This is a genomic window from Pseudomonas folii, assembly GCF_014357575.1.
In the GTDB taxonomy this organism is placed as follows: Bacteria; Pseudomonadota; Gammaproteobacteria; order Pseudomonadales; family Pseudomonadaceae; genus Aquipseudomonas; species Aquipseudomonas folii.
On the sequence record NZ_JACONW010000048.1, the window covers coordinates 21449 to 38134 of the forward strand.

12 protein-coding genes and 1 pseudogene are annotated in these 16686 nt (G+C 54.4%); 4 read left to right on the forward strand and 9 right to left on the reverse strand.

The annotated features are described in order from the left end of the window. The first annotated feature begins 15 nt into the window (after positions 1 to 15). Positions 16 to 468, forward strand: coding sequence for a hypothetical protein (locus H8S59_RS12330; RefSeq protein ID WP_187521586.1), 453 nt, complete (start codon positions 16 to 18; stop codon positions 466 to 468). 81 nt (positions 469 to 549) lie between these two features. On the opposite strand, the gene H8S59_RS12335 is transcribed toward H8S59_RS12330, so the two are convergent. From H8S59_RS12335 to H8S59_RS27295, 5 genes and pseudogenes are all read right to left on the reverse strand, one after another. Next, positions 550 to 849 (reverse strand): suppressor of fused domain protein, encoded by a 300-nt coding sequence (locus H8S59_RS12335; protein ID WP_214658310.1) that lies wholly within the window; start codon positions 847 to 849, stop codon positions 550 to 552. Then, positions 842 to 1339 carry a hypothetical protein gene (locus H8S59_RS12340; RefSeq protein WP_187521587.1) on the reverse strand — a complete coding sequence of 166 codons (498 nt, stop codon included), beginning with the start codon at positions 1337 to 1339 and terminating at the stop codon, positions 842 to 844. Before H8S59_RS12340 ends, H8S59_RS12335 begins: the two co-directional genes overlap by 8 nt. A gap of 250 nt (positions 1340 to 1589) precedes the next feature. Continuing rightward, entirely contained in the window at positions 1590 to 1937 is a 348-nt protein-coding gene (locus H8S59_RS12345) for a DUF7716 domain-containing protein (protein ID WP_187521588.1), read from the reverse strand. Positions 1938 to 2018: 81 nt separating this feature from the next. Further along, positions 2019 to 2672, reverse strand: a complete 654-nt coding sequence (locus tag H8S59_RS12350; protein ID WP_187521589.1) for an Imm43 family immunity protein — start codon at positions 2670 to 2672, stop codon at positions 2019 to 2021. Positions 2673 to 2847: 175 nt separating this feature from the next. Beyond that, positions 2848 to 2955, reverse strand: a pseudogene (locus tag H8S59_RS27295) (IS5/IS1182 family transposase); the annotation flags it as partial. 137 nt (positions 2956 to 3092) lie between these two features. Here H8S59_RS27295 and H8S59_RS12360 point away from each other — a divergent pair. Next, positions 3093 to 5759 carry a dermonecrotic toxin domain-containing protein gene (locus H8S59_RS12360; RefSeq protein ID WP_187521590.1) on the forward strand — a complete coding sequence of 889 codons (2667 nt, stop codon included), beginning with the start codon at positions 3093 to 3095 and terminating at the stop codon, positions 5757 to 5759. Position 5760: 1 nt separating this feature from the next. On the opposite strand, the gene H8S59_RS12365 is transcribed toward H8S59_RS12360, so the two are convergent. After that, positions 5761 to 7563, reverse strand: coding sequence for an acyl-CoA dehydrogenase (locus H8S59_RS12365; protein WP_187521591.1), 1803 nt, complete (start codon positions 7561 to 7563; stop codon positions 5761 to 5763). A gap of 310 nt (positions 7564 to 7873) precedes the next feature. Beyond that, positions 7874 to 8086 carry a DUF6124 family protein gene (locus tag H8S59_RS26985; RefSeq protein ID WP_095092440.1) on the reverse strand — a complete coding sequence of 71 codons (213 nt, stop codon included), beginning with the start codon at positions 8084 to 8086 and terminating at the stop codon, positions 7874 to 7876. A gap of 761 nt (positions 8087 to 8847) precedes the next feature. Between H8S59_RS26985 and H8S59_RS12370 the strand changes: the two genes are divergently transcribed. After that, a complete protein-coding gene (locus H8S59_RS12370; protein ID WP_187521592.1) occupies positions 8848 to 9168 on the forward strand; it encodes a hypothetical protein in 321 nt (106 codons plus the stop codon). Between the two features lie 252 nt (positions 9169 to 9420). Here the strand turns inward: H8S59_RS12370 and H8S59_RS12375 are convergent, their stop codons facing one another. Further along, a complete protein-coding gene (locus tag H8S59_RS12375; protein ID WP_187521593.1) occupies positions 9421 to 10569 on the reverse strand; it encodes an NHL repeat-containing protein in 1149 nt (382 codons plus the stop codon). A 266-nt stretch (positions 10570 to 10835) separates the two neighbouring features. Then, positions 10836 to 14789 (reverse strand): trifunctional transcriptional regulator/proline dehydrogenase/L-glutamate gamma-semialdehyde dehydrogenase, encoded by a 3954-nt coding sequence (putA, locus tag H8S59_RS12380; protein WP_187521594.1) that lies wholly within the window; start codon positions 14787 to 14789, stop codon positions 10836 to 10838. 388 nt (positions 14790 to 15177) lie between these two features. Between putA and putP the strand changes: the two genes are divergently transcribed. Further along, a complete protein-coding gene (gene putP, locus H8S59_RS12385; protein WP_187521595.1) occupies positions 15178 to 16665 on the forward strand; it encodes a sodium/proline symporter PutP in 1488 nt (495 codons plus the stop codon). Positions 16666 to 16686 lie beyond the last annotated feature (21 nt).

The following is a 16686-nucleotide window of genomic DNA, read 5'->3' on the forward strand; positions in this document are numbered from 1 at the left end:
AAGGCTGGATACATTATGCAAACCCTCAGAACCTATGTAAGAAAAACGCATCTCGGGTCTTTTTTCTTATTTGTTTTCATGTTGGTTCTTTTGGTGGTTTACTCGACTGCCTTCAATCTGTTCGATGATTCTGATTGTAATAACTATAATCACACGGAAAAGTTAAATGGAGGTACGAAAAAAATCGGCAATGAAACGTTCCTGATAACTATTTGCGGGGCCGGGGTAAATAATAGTCTTTTTGATGGCGATGGTATGGAAAGGGTCCGATTGACCATTTTCGACGATCAAGGCGAACTGTTAGCCAGAAGATATTATAAGGTTTTTTGGGACGGCCAGCCCGGGCATGAACCGCTGAAGGTTTTCGAAAACAATATTATCTATCAAGATGACAAGGGGCAGAAAGACCACACAATCACGATGCCTCCCACACGCCTGGAATGGATGAGGGCAAGACTCCCCCTGTAACTATCGTTCCTTCGCTCTGGAGAAGACAGATCCTTGATCGATTTCCACGATGCGTGCCTCCAGCCAATCACGGCGGCAATTCTACCCGCACCAACTTCTTGTACAAACCTGGTAGGGTAACCTGACAGGTTGACGTTCCATGTCGAACACATCAGTTTCCTGTATGGACATTAGATCCTCAAAAGCATCACTGCCGTTTTTATCTATAAATTTCTTTTCAATGTCATAAGTTGCAAAGCATTGTAGCCAGTTTATTTTGACTTCATCAAAAATCAATTCTTCAAAATGGCCATCGTTCCATAAAAAAGGTACGCAGAGATATAGGTGAGGCATCTTGGTTCTTGGACAGTATTCATCAACAGCGTTTTCCACGCTAGGCATCTTGAGTGCTTCCAGTAAAATTTGAAGGCTGAAGTATCGATTCATAAATAGATCGCAGTTGCTTGGCGTACTGCTTAGAGTTAGGTATTCTGATTTTCTTCAAGTAAGACTCTAGCCTCTCCGGTTGGGATTTAAGGATGTGTAGTTCAATCAGGTAGATATTTAGAAAGCTTCTATAGAAGGGAAGAGTCTCTACTAGAACGTCATCCTCATCTTCACTATGTCTTCCTTCCTGCTGGTTCTCAGTTCCTTCTATACCTTTCAGTTTCGCAATCACGTAAATCCCGCAAAAAAGCGTGTCACTTGCGATTTCTTCAAGATCTTTTATGGTCGCACTTGCCGCGTTGATGTTTTCGATGTCATATTCCAGTAATGTGTCAGAGATGACTTTATCACTCACCGCTAGTTTCAGGTTTTGAACCATTTGCTCCAAGAGGTTTGAATAAATCTCCCCCTCAATCCAGCTTCGGGCATCTTGCAGGCTTACCATAGGTCTACTCCTTTAATTATATTTACAAGCCTATAATATGTGTGTCTAATTTTATCGGTGTCTCGTGCTTCGATGGTGTCAGATTAAGAATATACTTGTAAAGGATTTATAGTTCTCTCCAATCCAGCCGACCCTGCCTGATAAACCACCGATTTCAGGGTGATAACATCTGGACGTGTTTTACGCATTGTTAAAGAGCATTCGGTCGAATCCGGCTTGGTGTCAGGCTTGATATGTAAATTTTTTAATGTCAGTCGATGTCTAAAAAATCGTCATTATCCATGTAGTAGTTCAAGGCTCGAATGATAATATTCGTGTCTGCAGTTTTTTTCTGATTGTATATATTGCTTAAGACATCATTGAATTGCTCTCCGTAATACAGGAGCTCAAGCTCGTTGGAGGTCACGAACTCGCTGTAAATCTCTTTGTCGTTTATAATTATTGGGTAGTGATCCAAATAACAGATTGTTTCAGGTGTTATGGTCTCTATTTCCTCCTGCGTGTACAGGCACAGATCGTCTATCATCGCTGATCCAGGTGTTAATGCCTTGATCAAGTCTGCAATGATGATAGGGTTGCCAATGCTTAAAGTGTTCATCAGTATGCTCCACCCTCTCACTCATTTTATCAAAGAGCAACCAACGCCCTTGTTTTCGTACAGGCACTTTTAAGGCGAAAGCTAGAATTCTAGTTTCGCGTCGTAAAAACTTTGCTCGATATCAATAAAGCTTATGCCTTTTAAGTTTTCTGACTCTATAGCTCGTTTTAGGCTCGGAGAAAAAACATATTCATTCATTAGCATTTCGCCGCAAATAAAAAAATCTAAATCAATGTCCTTCTTCTTAATGACAAATTTTGTTATCGAGTCGTAAATGTATCTGTCATTGTGGTAGATGTCTTTTTCAGGCAGGTTTGTAATCGGGTCTTTTCTGGTTTCATAAACGGCGTTCTTTTGGTCCAGCAAGCTCCTTATTTCTCGGCTGCGTAGAAGATAGTACTTTTGCGGTGGTGTGGGTGATTTGCATCCTTGAAGGTGGACGCGGATTTCCACGGTATCAATTCTGCCATGGCGGAAAAGCTTAATTATTTTCAGCATTTTTTCAGAGCAGATGAATTCGCTACCGAAATAAAAGAAATCGGTCTCCAGGTTTTTGTGCCTGGCAAGGAACTCGATGAGGGTTCCCGGTTGAGGAAATCTCGGGTCTGAAAAGTCATTCGAATTCCAGTCATGGGGTTGAAGCTCCCCATAAACACCGCCCTCAGGACAGCCTTTACCACCCGATTTATAGTTGATTAAAAACACCATTGCCCCCTTGGCATAGCGTTCCAACATTGTTGATTTTTTACATTGCTATCTGGGATGTTCACTCGCCGCCTGTCTATAGATTCAGCGCCAGTGCAGTTCCATGTCCAAGAGCCTTCCTTCTGTGACAGCAGTATCAAGCTTTGCGACATCACTTTCTACCAGCGTCGAATAGTCTCATGGGCACCCCAATCTTCCGGTCGATTCAGGTTTTATACGAAAAATACTGCCGCATACAACCCAGGGTGCAAGCCAAGGTGACCATAGCTGCGAAGCTTTTGACCAGCTTGTCGTAACGAGTGCCTATTCTGCGGTCCACCGATTTTCGTACAAAATCTGATCATCGAGTCATAGCTGCGGTGCTCTTCGCAGGTAGGTAATTAAGTACTGCACATCCTCCATCCTTTGCTGATTGGATAAGCACTCAATGCATCCAAAGGAATGGAAAAAATGGCGTCTAAAACAACTGGTTTTGACCGTGCAGCACTTCACCAACGTCGCTCCAGCGATGAGTCCCGGCTCAAGAGAATGGCGCGCCGGTTCCTCAGTGACTACCCCGATATTCACGGGCAAGCCTATGTTCAAGCACGCAGGATCCTGAAAAAACACTCCGCCGTGCACCTCGACCCGGACAAGGTGTACTGGCATCGCTTTACAGACGGCACCCGCTCCAGCCCTCGGACTTTCACTGGGTGGGAGCATGTTGGTCAGCCCGCCGAGTCCATGACGCTGGTGGAACTGGTCATGCACCGCTTCAGCGCTCAGGACCAGGATGCAACGCCCGGCACGCTGCAACAAATGGGCGGCTTCTACACTGATGGGCCAGAGTGCCGGGTTTTCAATGAGCGCAACGAAGTCCCTCTTCTGCCCCGTGATGTGCTGAATGATTTCTGGGCCGCAGATTTTGCGTCCACCTACAAAAGCGCAGTGACGCACTTCTGGGCCGCGCATGGCGAGAACTTCCGCACCCTTGCCAAGGCGCATTTTCTCGCCGCTGCCGCCAACGCGAAGCGGGCCGGCAGGTTACAGGACGGACAGTACCGGACAGTTATCCATGCAGTGGCGTCTTCAGTGCCGGATGTCATGACTGGCGCGTTGCTCCGTGCGCGTATCACTCCGCAACCGGGCATCACGTTTCGTAGTTTCGACATTGGAGAGTACATCGCCCATGACATTGTTCGAATTGTCGATGGCAGTGGCGCCCAGATTCTGTATATGCCCGCGCAGAGGCCCGCTTTTCATTTCTTTGCCTCTGAAGCTGCGTTGCAAAGCTGGGTGTTGGAACAATGCGCAACTGATGTGTCGCGCTCGGCTTTCACGCTGCATTTCTTTTCCTCGCAGGCGGCAAAGGAGCAGGACGGTGGAGTCTTTGACAGCTGGATCGGACAACTGCAACGGCATGAATGGTCCGATCAAAAAGTCATCAATCGCGTCGATCATGAGATTGTCACAGATGTGTTTGAGCATCTGCGTGAACTCGCTCAGGCCAACATGAATGCGCAGGCGCATCTGCTGCTGACGTCGAACTCCGACCTGCGCAAGCAGATGATGATGGGGTATCTAAACGCCTTCACTCAGGTGTTCGACGGGATCGCGCCATTGGCGTGGCCATTGACCCTGACCCTCGTGGGCGCCGCTCTCACCAATGTCGGCCTGAGCATTGATCAGGCCCTTAACGGCAACACGTCGAGACTGCGCAAGGCCGGGGTGATCAGCGCCATTCTGAATTCGGTTTTTGTGGTGTTCAACCTGCCGGATCTGGCGGGGGCGGGCGTCGCGTTGTCGGACTCGGGTGCTGTGATTGAGACGGTGGAGGACTGGGTGCCCGCTTATAACAGCGAAGCGTCGTTGGCCGAACTGCGCGGTAACGTGATTCTGGACGAAGACATCGTTGATGCCTCCGGACATATGCGGGGCATCAGGGTGCGGGCTAACGGTGAAACGTGGATTGAAATCCACAATCTGCCCTATCGCGTTTCATACAACAGCTCGCTGCGAACCTGGACCATCGTCGACCCTGAAAACCCGTTTGCCTTTTTTGGCTTCAAACCGGTGCGACTCAATGCGCACGATGACTGGGAGCTGTTGGCTCCACCTCAGCTGGCAGGGGGCTCTCCACTCGATGACGTCTCAGGTTCAACGTCGCCGTCTGCGCCTCAGTCTCACTCGATGGTCTCGACCAAATCCGCGTTCTGGGACACCTACATGCGCTTTGATCTGCTCGAAGAGGAGCGACTTTCCAAGATCGCCCTTGCACGACAGAAAGCGGTAGTGGATGACTGCGTTCGCGAGTACGACCCAGACTCGGATTTCGACTCGGACATGGACACCGGTGGCTTCATCCAAACCGATGAGGACGGTAACAGGCTGTTGGTTGACGCCTGGGGCGACGAGCATCGGTTGTTCAAAACCGAGGGGGAATACATGGGTGGCCGCGTATCGGATTACACGGCACGCGACGCAGATTTCAACGTCTACCTGCGCACCGGCGAATCGACACTCCCTAATCAGATCGAAATGATCGAAGAACTTGCCGAGGATATCGACAGCATCGGTTGCAACAACGACGTTGACCTCTATCGCGGCGGCAGTGGTCATCGCAGTACGTCGGGCATTACGTTTCGTAGCGGGAAGATCAAGGCAGGGGATATTCTGGTCAACACCGACTTCACCTCCTTCAGCGAAAACCCCTACGTGGCGCGCATCTTTTCCAGCAGCCAGGGCGGCGTGCAGTCGCATATTTTTCAATTACACATCAACGACGGTGCCGTGATCAGGTTCGACGACACATCCATCGTTTTCGAATTGCCGAGCAAGACCTATCGCACGGCAACGCCTATATCGCCATTTTCGGGCGACTGGGAGGAGGCCGAATCAGTCTTCAAGCCCGGTACCTATTTCAGGATCGAAAGCATTGAGGAAGTGGTGGGCGAGCATTTCAAATTCATCAAAGTGCGCTTGAGCGAAAGCCCGGCAGGTCGGCATCGCACAGGAGAGCCAGCAGGCCGGATCTTTGACCTGCGCACCGGCGAGCCTTTCAGTCGCGAACAGTACGCCGCGAAACTTGGACCGCAGGGCGCATCGCTGCTGGACTTGTTCTTCCCGTCGGCGACCTGATTCAGAACCAGTCGTCCTGCATGGCCAGACACAGGTCATCACGAGACTCAAGAATCGCCAACTCGTGATGACAGCCCGGTATTTCCCACGTCAGGAAGTATCGGGCGGCCTGCAGTTTGCCCTGATAAAAAACCTTATCGGCCTCGCTGCCGTCAGCGAGGCCTTGCTGTGCATGAATCGCCTGTTCCAGCCACCGCCAGCCGATCACCGTATGACCGAACACCTTGAGGTACAGCGCCGAGTTCGCCAGGGTCGCGTTCACTTTTCCTAACGCCAGATCACCCAGCAGGCCGAGTGTCACGGCTTGCAGGCGCGCCACCAATTGCTTCAGTGGTTGACGTAATTCGGTCAATGCTTCATGTGCTTGAGCGCGTTGCGAGGTTTCGGCAATCAGCCGCAATAACTGTTTAAGACCTGCACCACCGTTTTGTGCCAGCTTGCGGCCCAACAGATCCAGTGACTGGATACCGTTGGTGCCTTCGTGGATCGGGTTCAGACGATTGTCACGATAATACTGCTCCACCGGGTATTCCCGTGTGTAGCCGTGACCGCCAAGAATCTGAATCGCCAGCTCGTTGGCTTTCAGGCAAAACTCCGACGGCCAGGCTTTGACGATGGGCGTGAGCAAGTCCAGCAACTGCTGTGCTTGCTGGCGAACCTCTTCGGTCTCGCCGGTGGTGGTATCGTCGAACAGCCGAGCGGCATACAGGCCTAGATCGAAAGCGCCTTCCACGTAAGCTTTTTGAGTCAGCAGCATGCGCTTGACGTCGGCGTGCTGAATGATTGGCACAGGGTTGCTATCCGGGCTTTTACTGTCTGGCAGACGTCCTTGTGGCCGCTCGCGAGCGTAATCCAGCGAATACAGATAACCCGCGTAACCGAGCATGACCGCGCCCATGCCTACACCGATTCGCGCCTCGTTCATCATCTGGAACATACAGTTCAGGCCCTGATGCGGCTTGCCCACCAGATAACCCACACAGTGACCGTTATCGCCGAAATTAAGCGCCGTTGATGTGGTACCGCGCCAGCCCATCTTGTGGAACAGCCCAGCCAGAACCACATCGTTACGCGGGCCGAGGCTGCCGTCTTCGTTAACCAGAAACTTGGGCACGATAAACAGCGAAATACCTTTGACTCCGGCAGGCGCATCCGGGAGCTTGGCGAGCACCATGTGCACGATATTTTCAGACAGCTGATGATCGCCGCCGGAGATAAAAATCTTGTTGCCGCGCAGACGATAGCTACCGTCGTCAAAAGGCTCGGCACGGGTGCGAATGTCTGAGAGTGATGAACCCGCGTGGGGCTCGGTCAGGGCCATGGTGCCGAAAAAGCGGCCTTCAATCATCGGTTGCAGGAAGCGCTGTTTCTGCTCGTCGCTGCCAAAGCTTTCGATCAGGTTTGCAGCGCCCATGGTCAGGAACGGATAAGCCGTAGAGCCTGCATTCGCAGCCTGGAAATGGGCAAAGCAGGCTTGCGACAAAAGTGTCGGCAACTGCATCCCGCCGTCCTCGAAGCGGCGCGCTGCATTTAGAAAGCCCGCCTCAAGAAACGCATCAACGGCAGGTTTGATCTCGGGGATCAGAATCGCCTCGCCATTTTCATAGCGCGGCTCGTTTTCATCGGCCTTGCGGTTGTGTGGCGCGAAGTATTTTTCGGCAATGGTACGGGCAGTGCCGATCGCCGCATCGAATGTCTCGCGATTGTGCTCGGCAAACCGCTCACGCCGTGTCAGCGCTTCGGCGTCCAGCACTTCGTAAAGCTCGAAAGCCAGATTGCGGGAACTGAGCAGCAACTCGGACATGACCCTGTACCTTTTTGTGGGAGTGGGTTGAGTCTAAGCGTGTGTGTTTGGGCTGCACAGGATGATTGATTTGGGTGATGGTGGGGGAAAGCAGGCGTGAGGCTGCTTGGCAGGCGCTGCTCATCAAAAAAATTTAATCACCTGATCTGGAATGCTTTTCTGTAGGAGCTGCCGAAGGCTGCGAAGCATTTCTCCTGATACACCGCGATCGCAGCCTTCGGCAGCTCCTACAGGCCCAGTGTTTGCTGCGAGACAGCGCCGCGTCAGGTAGGAGGCAACTTGTTGCCGAGACGACCTGTCTGGCTGGAATTTATCGAGCTTCAACTCCCGCTAATGAGCGATCCAGTTCGGTCCGGGCCATGCCGATCAGGTGAACGACGGAGAAGGCCAGGTCGCGTTTCGGGCCGTTTAGGCTGTCGCCGGATTCGTAGGCGGTTGCTGCTGCGCAGCGTAGGAGTTCGGAGACGTGTAGCAAGGATTTTTCGAGTGAAGTTTGCGATGTGACTGGCGTTACTGTTGTCATGGTGAGTATCTCTCTGGGGCCACCTTTCAAACGCTGCTAAACGAATAAGGGGTGGCGGCTTTGTCGCGGGTTAGCAGACCGGGTACCCACCAAAACCGGCGCGCCCGAAGGCGCCCCGCGCAAAGCCGCCATAAACGGTGTTGTTGCGCGGTGGATACGGCAGGCTGCTAAACCCGATCACTGATGAGCAGTGACCGACGCAGCCTAGAGAGACAAGAACACCCACGCAACGGGGTCAGGAGTCTCTAGGAAGTTTCACGCAGAAGAAAGGGAGAAGCCTGTCGGAAACGCCCAATTTACAGGGCGTTTCGTTAGCGAAAGTAACCGGGTTGCTGTGGGATATTCCCGCATCCCACCCCCGCGCTGTCGTGGGACCGGCTTCAGCCGGGAAGAGTCCAGCGCAGTCACTGATGTCTGGTTGTCAGCAAAACCGCCTTCCATCCTAAAAGCCAGCTCCCCGTCCGGTGTATAGAAAAAGAGAGATAGCTGCAAGAAACGCGACCTCTAGAGCATCTACAGGGCGTAAGTAACCTGAAATAAGAAGGAGCATTTTTATTAAAGGTGAGCGGGTAGTCTTCTGAGTCATAGATTGGTTTGGCATCAGTAAAGTAGCTAATTCTTCTAAGTGAGGGCTAGCTGGTTGTTATCTAAGAAATTTATGTCTGAAGGTCGGGCTTGGCTGTTTTTGCACGTTAATGCTTGCCAAGTTATGCTCGGAATGCGTTCGGATAGTCCGGCGTGAACTTTACAGGAGTTTGATCATGACAAGTGTTGGAGATATAAAAAAGGCGCGAATCTATGACGTTGATCCACCGGGGCTGGAGTTTCCGTCCTCTGTTGGGGGCGTAGCGCTGGTTATTGACTTCCCTCGTTCGGGCGATGATTTAAAAATCTATATTCGAGGGTTTCTGAGTCCGGAGTTTACGAAAACCATTACGAATGCTGTTTTTCCGCTGACGGAACCCGTACCGCAGAATCTAATTGATGCAAACGCTGGGTCGTTATTGCAATTTCAGTACTCAATCACGGATCCTCTCACCGGTATTACTTTGCTCTCGGGGCTGACCTATATGCAGACCTGATTTGTCCAGTAACTGGACTTTGTGAATCGTTTATTGTGAGGTTTTCGCGCTCTGTAGCCGCGGCCGCTTTGTGTTTGCTGCTGCGCTCTTATGCGGGAAGCAAAAAACTCGTGGGACCGGATTTAGCCGGGAAGAGGCCGGGACAGACGCTGAATTTTCATCAGTAGAAACACCGCCTTCCCGGCTAAAGCCGGTCCCACGTCGTCAATCAGCTTGCGGACGAATATAGAATCTCCTGCAGTGATACGGGGCTTACGCCAGCAACCTCAACAGCGTGGTAGTCGACCCTGACGTGCCGCCAACCACGATCTTGCCATCAGGCTGGACCATCACGCCTTTCACGAACCCGATCTGGTCGTCAGTAAAGGTGATTGAGCCTGTGCCGTCATGACCGAATTCGATGTCCAGCAAACCATCAGGCAGATAGCGGGTCAGCTGGTTTCCAGTCATCACCCCGCGATTAGCCACCAGGATTCTGCCATCGGCGTGCAGTGTCATGTCTTCGCCTACCTCGCCAGGCATGCGCAATGGTTCGCCACGGTTGAAAGTGGCGTCGATTCGGCCTGTGGCGGTCAGGCGAATCAGATAGCTGGCCGCACCAATATCGGAGCCGGAGCCGTTGATGAGTGCAAGGATTTTACCATCGGGCAATTCAATCACTCGGCGGCAAGCGCTGTAGCGAGCATTGACCATCCTGATGGAATACACGCCGGCGTTGGCAAAATCTTGATCCAGTTGCCCCGTGCGGTTCATACGCAGGATATAACCCTCATTGCCAACTTCCCCGGCCAGATAAAACGACCAGCTGTCAGCACATCGCGCCATGTGCAAAGTAGACACATAACTATTGCCAGTCAGGAAAGTTGCTTTCCCCCCTATACCAAACTCAGGCTCTTCAGTTTCGTCGTTGCGGCAATAAATCACACCACCATTACGATCTGAGGAGGCCAGCAGGACCGCATCACCCATCCCCAATACTCGTGGGGTGGAGTATTGCGGCCCCTCGGCCAAATCCATGAAGTACATGAGTCGCCCTTCGTGGTCATATCTGAGCAGCGGAAGTTGGCTGGACGCTGCACCTGTGACGAAGAAGGATCCATCAGACAGCCTGGCGATGCTACTGGCGCTCGTTGCCAGAATGCTTGGAGGTGCGATGGTCAGGCCATCCTGCCGGTCGCCGAAGCGGGTGTCGAAGTTACCGTTAAGGAAAAGCGAGGCAACGCCCGGAATGGACAACTGCGGTGTTTGTCGCTCGTAGGCCCCATAGATCATCAGTCTTAGCCCTGATTCATCGGTGGTGACGCTCGACAGATCATTGCGAAAGTTGCCTGGCGGGCGGACATCGAGTTTACCGTTTTCACCAAATTCAGGGTCAAGTTCAGTTCGTTGATTTTGAGTCATTAGTTAATTCTCTAGTTGCGGTAATTATATATTTTCGAAAGAGGTTTTTGATCAATCGATAATGCGTTTAATCACAGCAGATAAAAGAATTCAATGCTTTTCTGAAAGCTGATTGTTCAGCGTTTACTGGGATTTTTTTCGGTGGGTTCTGAAGTATGTAAAGCTCATTTTGTAGCGAATCAATAAGTGCCTTAGTTGTCAAGAAATCAAATTATGGGCAATAAAAAAGAGAGCCTGCGCTCTCTTTTTTATTGTTGGTCAGCCCATCAACCGATGGTCATCAAGCTCGCATTACCGCCCGCAGCTGCGGTGTTGACGCTCAATGCGCGCTCTATCACCAGACGCTCCAGCGCAACGTTGGTTTCGCCATGGGACAAACCGTTGACGCCGACGATGGCACCCGGGCGCAGGGCCACTTGTTCGCATACTGCGCGTAATTGGTCCGAGTCGCCGTGGTGCAGAACAGCGTCGATCAGCACCTCGTCTTTGGTCCAGTCAGCCACTAGCTTTATGCGCGCTTGAACTTCTTTTGGCAGGCGAGCGCGTAGCGGTTTGCCAAGCGAGTTATCCGACCAGATCGCTGTGCTACCCACTGCCAGAACGGCAGCCAGTTGAATCAGCAGATCGCTTTCTGCCTCGGCCAGGCACAGCACATGTTCGCGCGGCAGGATGCTGTAGCTGTTGCGCTCGCCGGTCGGGCCTGCCAGCAGGCGAGTGATACCGCTTTGCGATTGCACGGCGAACTGGCTGCACAGCTGTTCCAGTTCAGGTTGCTGATTGCTGATGGCCCAGCTTTTCAGTGCCTGCAACGGCTGGCTCAATGCTTCGCGCATGCGGGTATCCGGTGTCGCCAAGGCGTCGCCACGTACGAACGATTGCTCGATGGCATCCACCGGTCGGGTCGACAGCAGGCGATACAGATACAGCGGGCCACCGGCCTTGGGACCCGTGCCCGACAGACCTTCGCCGCCGAACGGTTGCACGCCTACCACGGCACCGACGATGTTGCGGTTAACGTAAACGTTGCCCGCGTTGACGTTGTCGATGACCTTGGCAATCGTCTCGTCGATGCGCGTGTGGACGCCGAGCGTCAGGCCGTAACCGGAGGCGTTGATCTGGCCGATCAACTGGTCCAGTTCCTTGCGCTTGTAGCGAACCACGTGCAATACCGGGCCGAAGATTTCACGTTGCAGCTCGTCGAAGCTTTCCAGCTCGATCAGGGTTGGCATCACGTAGGTGCCGCGCTTGATTTCTTCGCCGTCGGCGATTGCAACTTGATAGACCGTACGGCCTTTATCGCGCATGCCTTGAATGTGTTTATCGATGCCCGCCTTGGCTTCAGCGTCGATCACCGGGCCGATGTCCACAGACAAACGTTCCGGGTTACCTAGACGGCACTCCGCCATGGCACCTTTGAGCATTTCGATGACACGGTCGGCGGAATCTTCCTGCAGGCACAGCACACGCAGGGCGGAGCAGCGCTGACCGGCGCTGTCGAACGCGGAAGACACCACATCAATGACCACTTGCTCGGTGAGCGCCGAGGAGTCGACGATCATCGCGTTCTGACCACCGGTTTCAGCAATGAGCGGGATCGGGCGACCCTGGGCATCAAGCCGACCGGCGATGTTGCGTTGCAGCAGGCGGGCGACCTCAGTCGAACCGGTGAACATCACGCCTTTGACGCGATCATCGCCGACCAGACGCGCACCCACCGTTTCGCCGCGGCCGGGTAGCAATTGCAGCACGCCTTCGGGGATGCCCGCTTCCAGCAGAATGCGAACGGCTTGTGCGGCGACCAGTGGCGTTTGTTCCGCCGGTTTGGCCAGCACGGGGTTACCGGCGGCGAGTGCAGCGGCGACTTGACCGCTGAAGATCGCCAGCGGGAAGTTCCACGGGCTGATACACACCACTGGCCCCAATGGGCGATGGGCGTCATTGCTGAAGTCATTGCGTGCCTGCACCGCGTAGTAGCGCAGGAAGTCCACCGCTTCGCGGACTTCAGCGATAGCGTTGGCGAAGGTCTTGCCCGCCTCGCGAGCCAGCAGGCCCATCAGTGGCTGAATCTCGGCTTCCATCAGGTCGGCGGCACGCTCCAGGATCGCGGCGCGCTCGGCGGGGGGCGTGGCTTGCCAGATCGGACCGGAACTCAGGGCGCAAAGCAGGGCGTTGTCGACATCTTGCAGGCTGGCTTCCTGCACATGACCGACCACATCACGCAGATCGGATGGGTTCAGCAGCGGGGTTGTCGTGCCTTCGCTGGCGGGGCTGCCGAGCATTGGCGCAGCTTTCCAGTCGTTGTGCGCGGTGGCCAAGAGGGCGGAAGACAACGAGCCCAGACGGTGTTCGTTAGCCAGGTCGATACCGCTGGAGTTGGCGCGTTCAGAGCCATACAGATCGCGCGGCAACGGAATGCGCGGGTGCGGCAGACCGAAGCCACCTTCCTGAGTCGCCATGCGCTCGATGCTGGCTACTGGATCAGCCACCAGTTCCTGAATGGAGATGGACTGATCGGCAATCCGGTTGACGAAGGAGGTGTTAGCGCCGTTTTCCAGCAGGCGACGCACCAGATAAGCCAGCAGCGTTTCGTGGGTGCCTACCGGGGCATACACGCGGCACGGTCGGTTCAGCTTGCCATCGGCGACCTTGCCCACGACTTGCTCGTAAAGCGGTTCGCCCATGCCGTGGAGGCACTGGAATTCGTACTGGCCGGGGTAATAGTTCTGACCGGCGATGTGGTAAATGGCCGACAGGGTGTGAGCGTTGTGCGTCGCGAATTGCGGGTAGATGACTTCCGGCACCGACAACAGTTTGCGGGCGCAAGCGATGTAGGAAACGTCGGTGTAGACCTTGCGGGTATAGACCGGATAACCCTCCAGGCCTTCGACCTGGGCGCGCTTGATTTCGCTGTCCCAGTAAGCGCCTTTCACCAGGCGAATCATCAGGCGGTGACGGCTGCGGCGGGCCAGATCGATCACGTAGTCGATCACATACGGGCAGCGCTTCTGGTACGCCTGGATCACAAAGCCAATACCGTTCCAGCCGGTCAGTTGCGGCTCGAAGCACAGGCGCTCCAGCAGATCCAGTGACAGCTCAAGGCGGTCAGCTTCTTCGGCGTCGATGTTCAGGCCGATATCGTACTGCTTGGCCAGCAGCGTCAGCGACAGCAGGCGCGGGTACAACTCTTCCATGACGCGTTCGTACTGGGCGCGGCTGTAACGCGGGTGCAGCGCCGACAGCTTGATGGAGATGCCCGGGCCTTCGTAGATGCCACGACCATGAGAGGCTTTGCCGATGGAGTGGATCGCTTGTTCGTAAGAGGCCAGGTATTTCTGTGCGTCGTGCTCGGTGAGTGCGGCTTCGCCGAGCATGTCGTAGGAATAACGGAAGCCTTTGGCTTCAAAACGGCTGGCGTTGGCCAGGGCTTCGCCGATGGTTTCGCCGGTGACGAACTGCTCGCCCATGAGACGCATGGCCATGTCCACACCCTTGCGGATCATCGGCTCGCCGCTCTTGCCGATGATGCGGCTCAGGGATGAGGTCAACCCGGCTTCGTTGTGGGTCGAGACCAGCTTGCCGGTGAGCAGCAGCCCCCACGTCGCAGCGTTGACGAACAGCGAGGGGCTGTTGCCCAGGTGTGGGTGCCAGTTGCCGGTGCTGATCTTGTCGCGGATCAACGCGTCGCGGGTGCCTTTGTCCGGTATGCGCAGCAGGGCTTCGGCCAGGCACATCAAAGCGACGCCTTCCTGAGACGACAGCGAAAACTCCTGCAGCAGACCCTGAACGATTCCTGCACGACCGCCAGCGCTTTTCTGATTGCGCAGTTTCTCGGCGATGGTCGCGGCGAGCTTGTTGGTGGCTTCTGCCATCGCTACCGGCAGGCGTGCCTGTTCGATGAGCATCGGCACCACTTCCGGCTCCGGGCGACGGTAAGCAGCGGTGATTGCGGCGCGGAGCACCGACTGCGGCAGGATGCTTTCAGCAAACTCAAGGAAGCACTGATGAGCGGCGTCTACAGGCAATTCGCCGTGATCATCGCCGTCCTTGCTTGCAGTGCCACTGAGTTCGGAAAGGGTTGCACCACCTTCGAGCTTTTCCAGGTAATTGAAAATCGCCTGTTTGATGAGCCAGTGCGGAGTCCGGTCAATGGACTGAGCGGCTGCTTTCAATCGCTCGCGGGTCGGGTCGTCAAGTTTGACACCCAGCGTGGTGGTGGCCATGTGTTGTCCTCATCGTGCCACTGCAACGTGGCCTTGGTTGTCGGACAAGATTAGCCATGAGTGGGGTGGGGTGCAACCGGGTGCAACCCTTTTTCAATGAATATTTTTTGGCTGCTGTAGCTGGGCAGTCACATGCAAATCGGTCCGCACAACGAAGGTGCTGTCGGCCTTATGCGACGAATTGGCTGCTCTGGAACGGGGCGAAACTTGTAAGGTCCAGCGCCCGGTTGGGGAGTGGTGCAACTTTTTGTCGGAAAACAGGTTGCACCTTTGGCCGCAGGTTGAATAGGATGCTCCGCTTTGGTGCGAGGATAATCGAGAGTCGTTCGCGTGGGGCTTGCAGATCGTTCGTCCCTTTCAATAAAAATAATGCTTAGGCGAAATCCCCATGAGTGTCAGCAATCCCACCCTGATCACATTCGTGATCTATATCGCAGCAATGGTGCTGATCGGCCTGATGGCTTATCGCTCAACCAATAATCTCTCTGATTACATTCTGGGCGGTCGTAGCCTGGGCAGCGTCGTCACGGCGTTGTCGGCAGGTGCATCGGACATGAGTGGCTGGCTGTTGATGGGCCTGCCGGGTGCTATTTATATGTCTGGCCTGTCGGAAAGCTGGATCGCCATCGGCCTGATTGTCGGTGCTTATCTGAACTGGCTGTTTGTTGCCGGCCGCCTGCGGGTGCAGACCGAACACAACGGCGATGCGTTGACCTTGCCGGATTACTTCACCAGCCGTTTCGAAGATAAAAGCGGCTTGCTGCGGGTGATCTCGGCGGTGGTCATTCTGGTGTTCTTCACCATTTATTGCGCTTCGGGCATCGTTGCGGGGGCGCGGTTGTTTGAAAGCACCTTCGGCATGTCCTACGAGACTGCGCTGTGGGCAGGCGCTGCGGCGACCATCGCCTACACCTTCGTCGGTGGTTTCCTGGCCGTAAGCTGGACTGACACGGTTCAGGCAACACTGATGATCTTCGCGCTGATCCTTACGCCCATCATTGTGCTGCTGGCGACTGGCGGTGTTGACGCGACCTTCCTGGCCATCGAAGCCAAGGATCCGGCCAATTTCGACATGTTCCGCAACACCAGCATCATCGGGATCATTTCCCTGATGGGCTGGGGGCTGGGTTACTTCGGCCAGCCGCACATTCTGGCGCGTTTCATGGCGGCGGATTCGGTCAAGTCCATTGCCAGCGCACGTCGCATTTCCATGACCTGGATGATCTTGTGCCTTGGCGGTACGGTCGCAGCGGGCTTTTTTGGGATTGCCTACTTCTCGGCGCACCCGGAAGTCGCCGGGCCGGTCACTGAAAACCCGGAGCGGGTGTTCATTGAATTGGCCAAGCTGCTGTTCAACCCTTGGGTAACCGGCGTGTTGCTCTCGGCGATTCTGGCGGCGGTGATGAGTACGTTGAGCTGTCAGTTGCTGGTGTGTTCCAGTGCCCTGACAGAAGACTTTTATAAAGCTTTCCTGCGTAAACATGCTTCGCAAAAAGAACTGGTCTGGGTCGGTCGTGCCATGGTCCTGCTGATCGCGATCATTTCCATTGTGCTGGCTGCCGATCCGGATAACCGCGTGTTGGGGCTGGTGAGCTATGCCTGGGCTGGGTTCGGCGCTGCGTTTGGCCCGGTGGTGTTGATTTCGGTGCTCTGGAAAGGCATGACCCGTAACGGCGCGCTGGCGGGTGTACTGGTCGGTGCAATTACCGTGATTGTCTGGAAGCAACTGGGCATCTGGGGTCTGTACGAAATCATCCCGGGCTTCCTGTTCGCCAGCATCGCTATCGTGGTGTTCAGCCTGTTGGGCAAAGGTCCTTCGGCGGGTATGCAGGCGCGCTTTGAATTGGCTGAGAAAGAGTTCAAGGCAGCGCGGTAGGCCACATGTAGGGGCTGTAGG

Coding starts and splice junctions, on each gene's coding strand:
- H8S59_RS12330 (WP_187521586.1), top strand. CDS start 16: ATGCAAACCCTCAGAACCTATGTAAGAAAAACGCATCTCGGGTCTTTT.
- H8S59_RS12365 (WP_187521591.1), bottom strand. CDS start 7,563: ATGTCCGAGTTGCTGCTCAGTTCCCGCAATCTGGCTTTCGAGCTTTAC.
- H8S59_RS12375 (WP_187521593.1), bottom strand. CDS start 10,569: ATGACTCAAAATCAACGAACTGAACTTGACCCTGAATTTGGTGAAAAC.
- putA (WP_187521594.1), bottom strand. CDS start 14,789: ATGGCCACCACCACGCTGGGTGTCAAACTTGACGACCCGACCCGCGAG.
- H8S59_RS12340 (WP_187521587.1), bottom strand. CDS start 1,339: ATGGTAAGCCTGCAAGATGCCCGAAGCTGGATTGAGGGGGAGATTTAT.
- H8S59_RS12370 (WP_187521592.1), top strand. CDS start 8,848: ATGACAAGTGTTGGAGATATAAAAAAGGCGCGAATCTATGACGTTGAT.
- H8S59_RS26985 (WP_095092440.1), bottom strand. CDS start 8,086: ATGACAACAGTAACGCCAGTCACATCGCAAACTTCACTCGAAAAATCC.
- putP (WP_187521595.1), top strand. CDS start 15,178: ATGAGTGTCAGCAATCCCACCCTGATCACATTCGTGATCTATATCGCA.
- H8S59_RS12345 (WP_187521588.1), bottom strand. CDS start 1,937: ATGAACACTTTAAGCATTGGCAACCCTATCATCATTGCAGACTTGATC.
- H8S59_RS12335 (WP_214658310.1), bottom strand. CDS start 849: ATGCCTAGCGTGGAAAACGCTGTTGATGAATACTGTCCAAGAACCAAG.
- H8S59_RS12350 (WP_187521589.1), bottom strand. CDS start 2,672: ATGTTGGAACGCTATGCCAAGGGGGCAATGGTGTTTTTAATCAACTAT.
- H8S59_RS12360 (WP_187521590.1), top strand. CDS start 3,093: ATGGCGTCTAAAACAACTGGTTTTGACCGTGCAGCACTTCACCAACGT.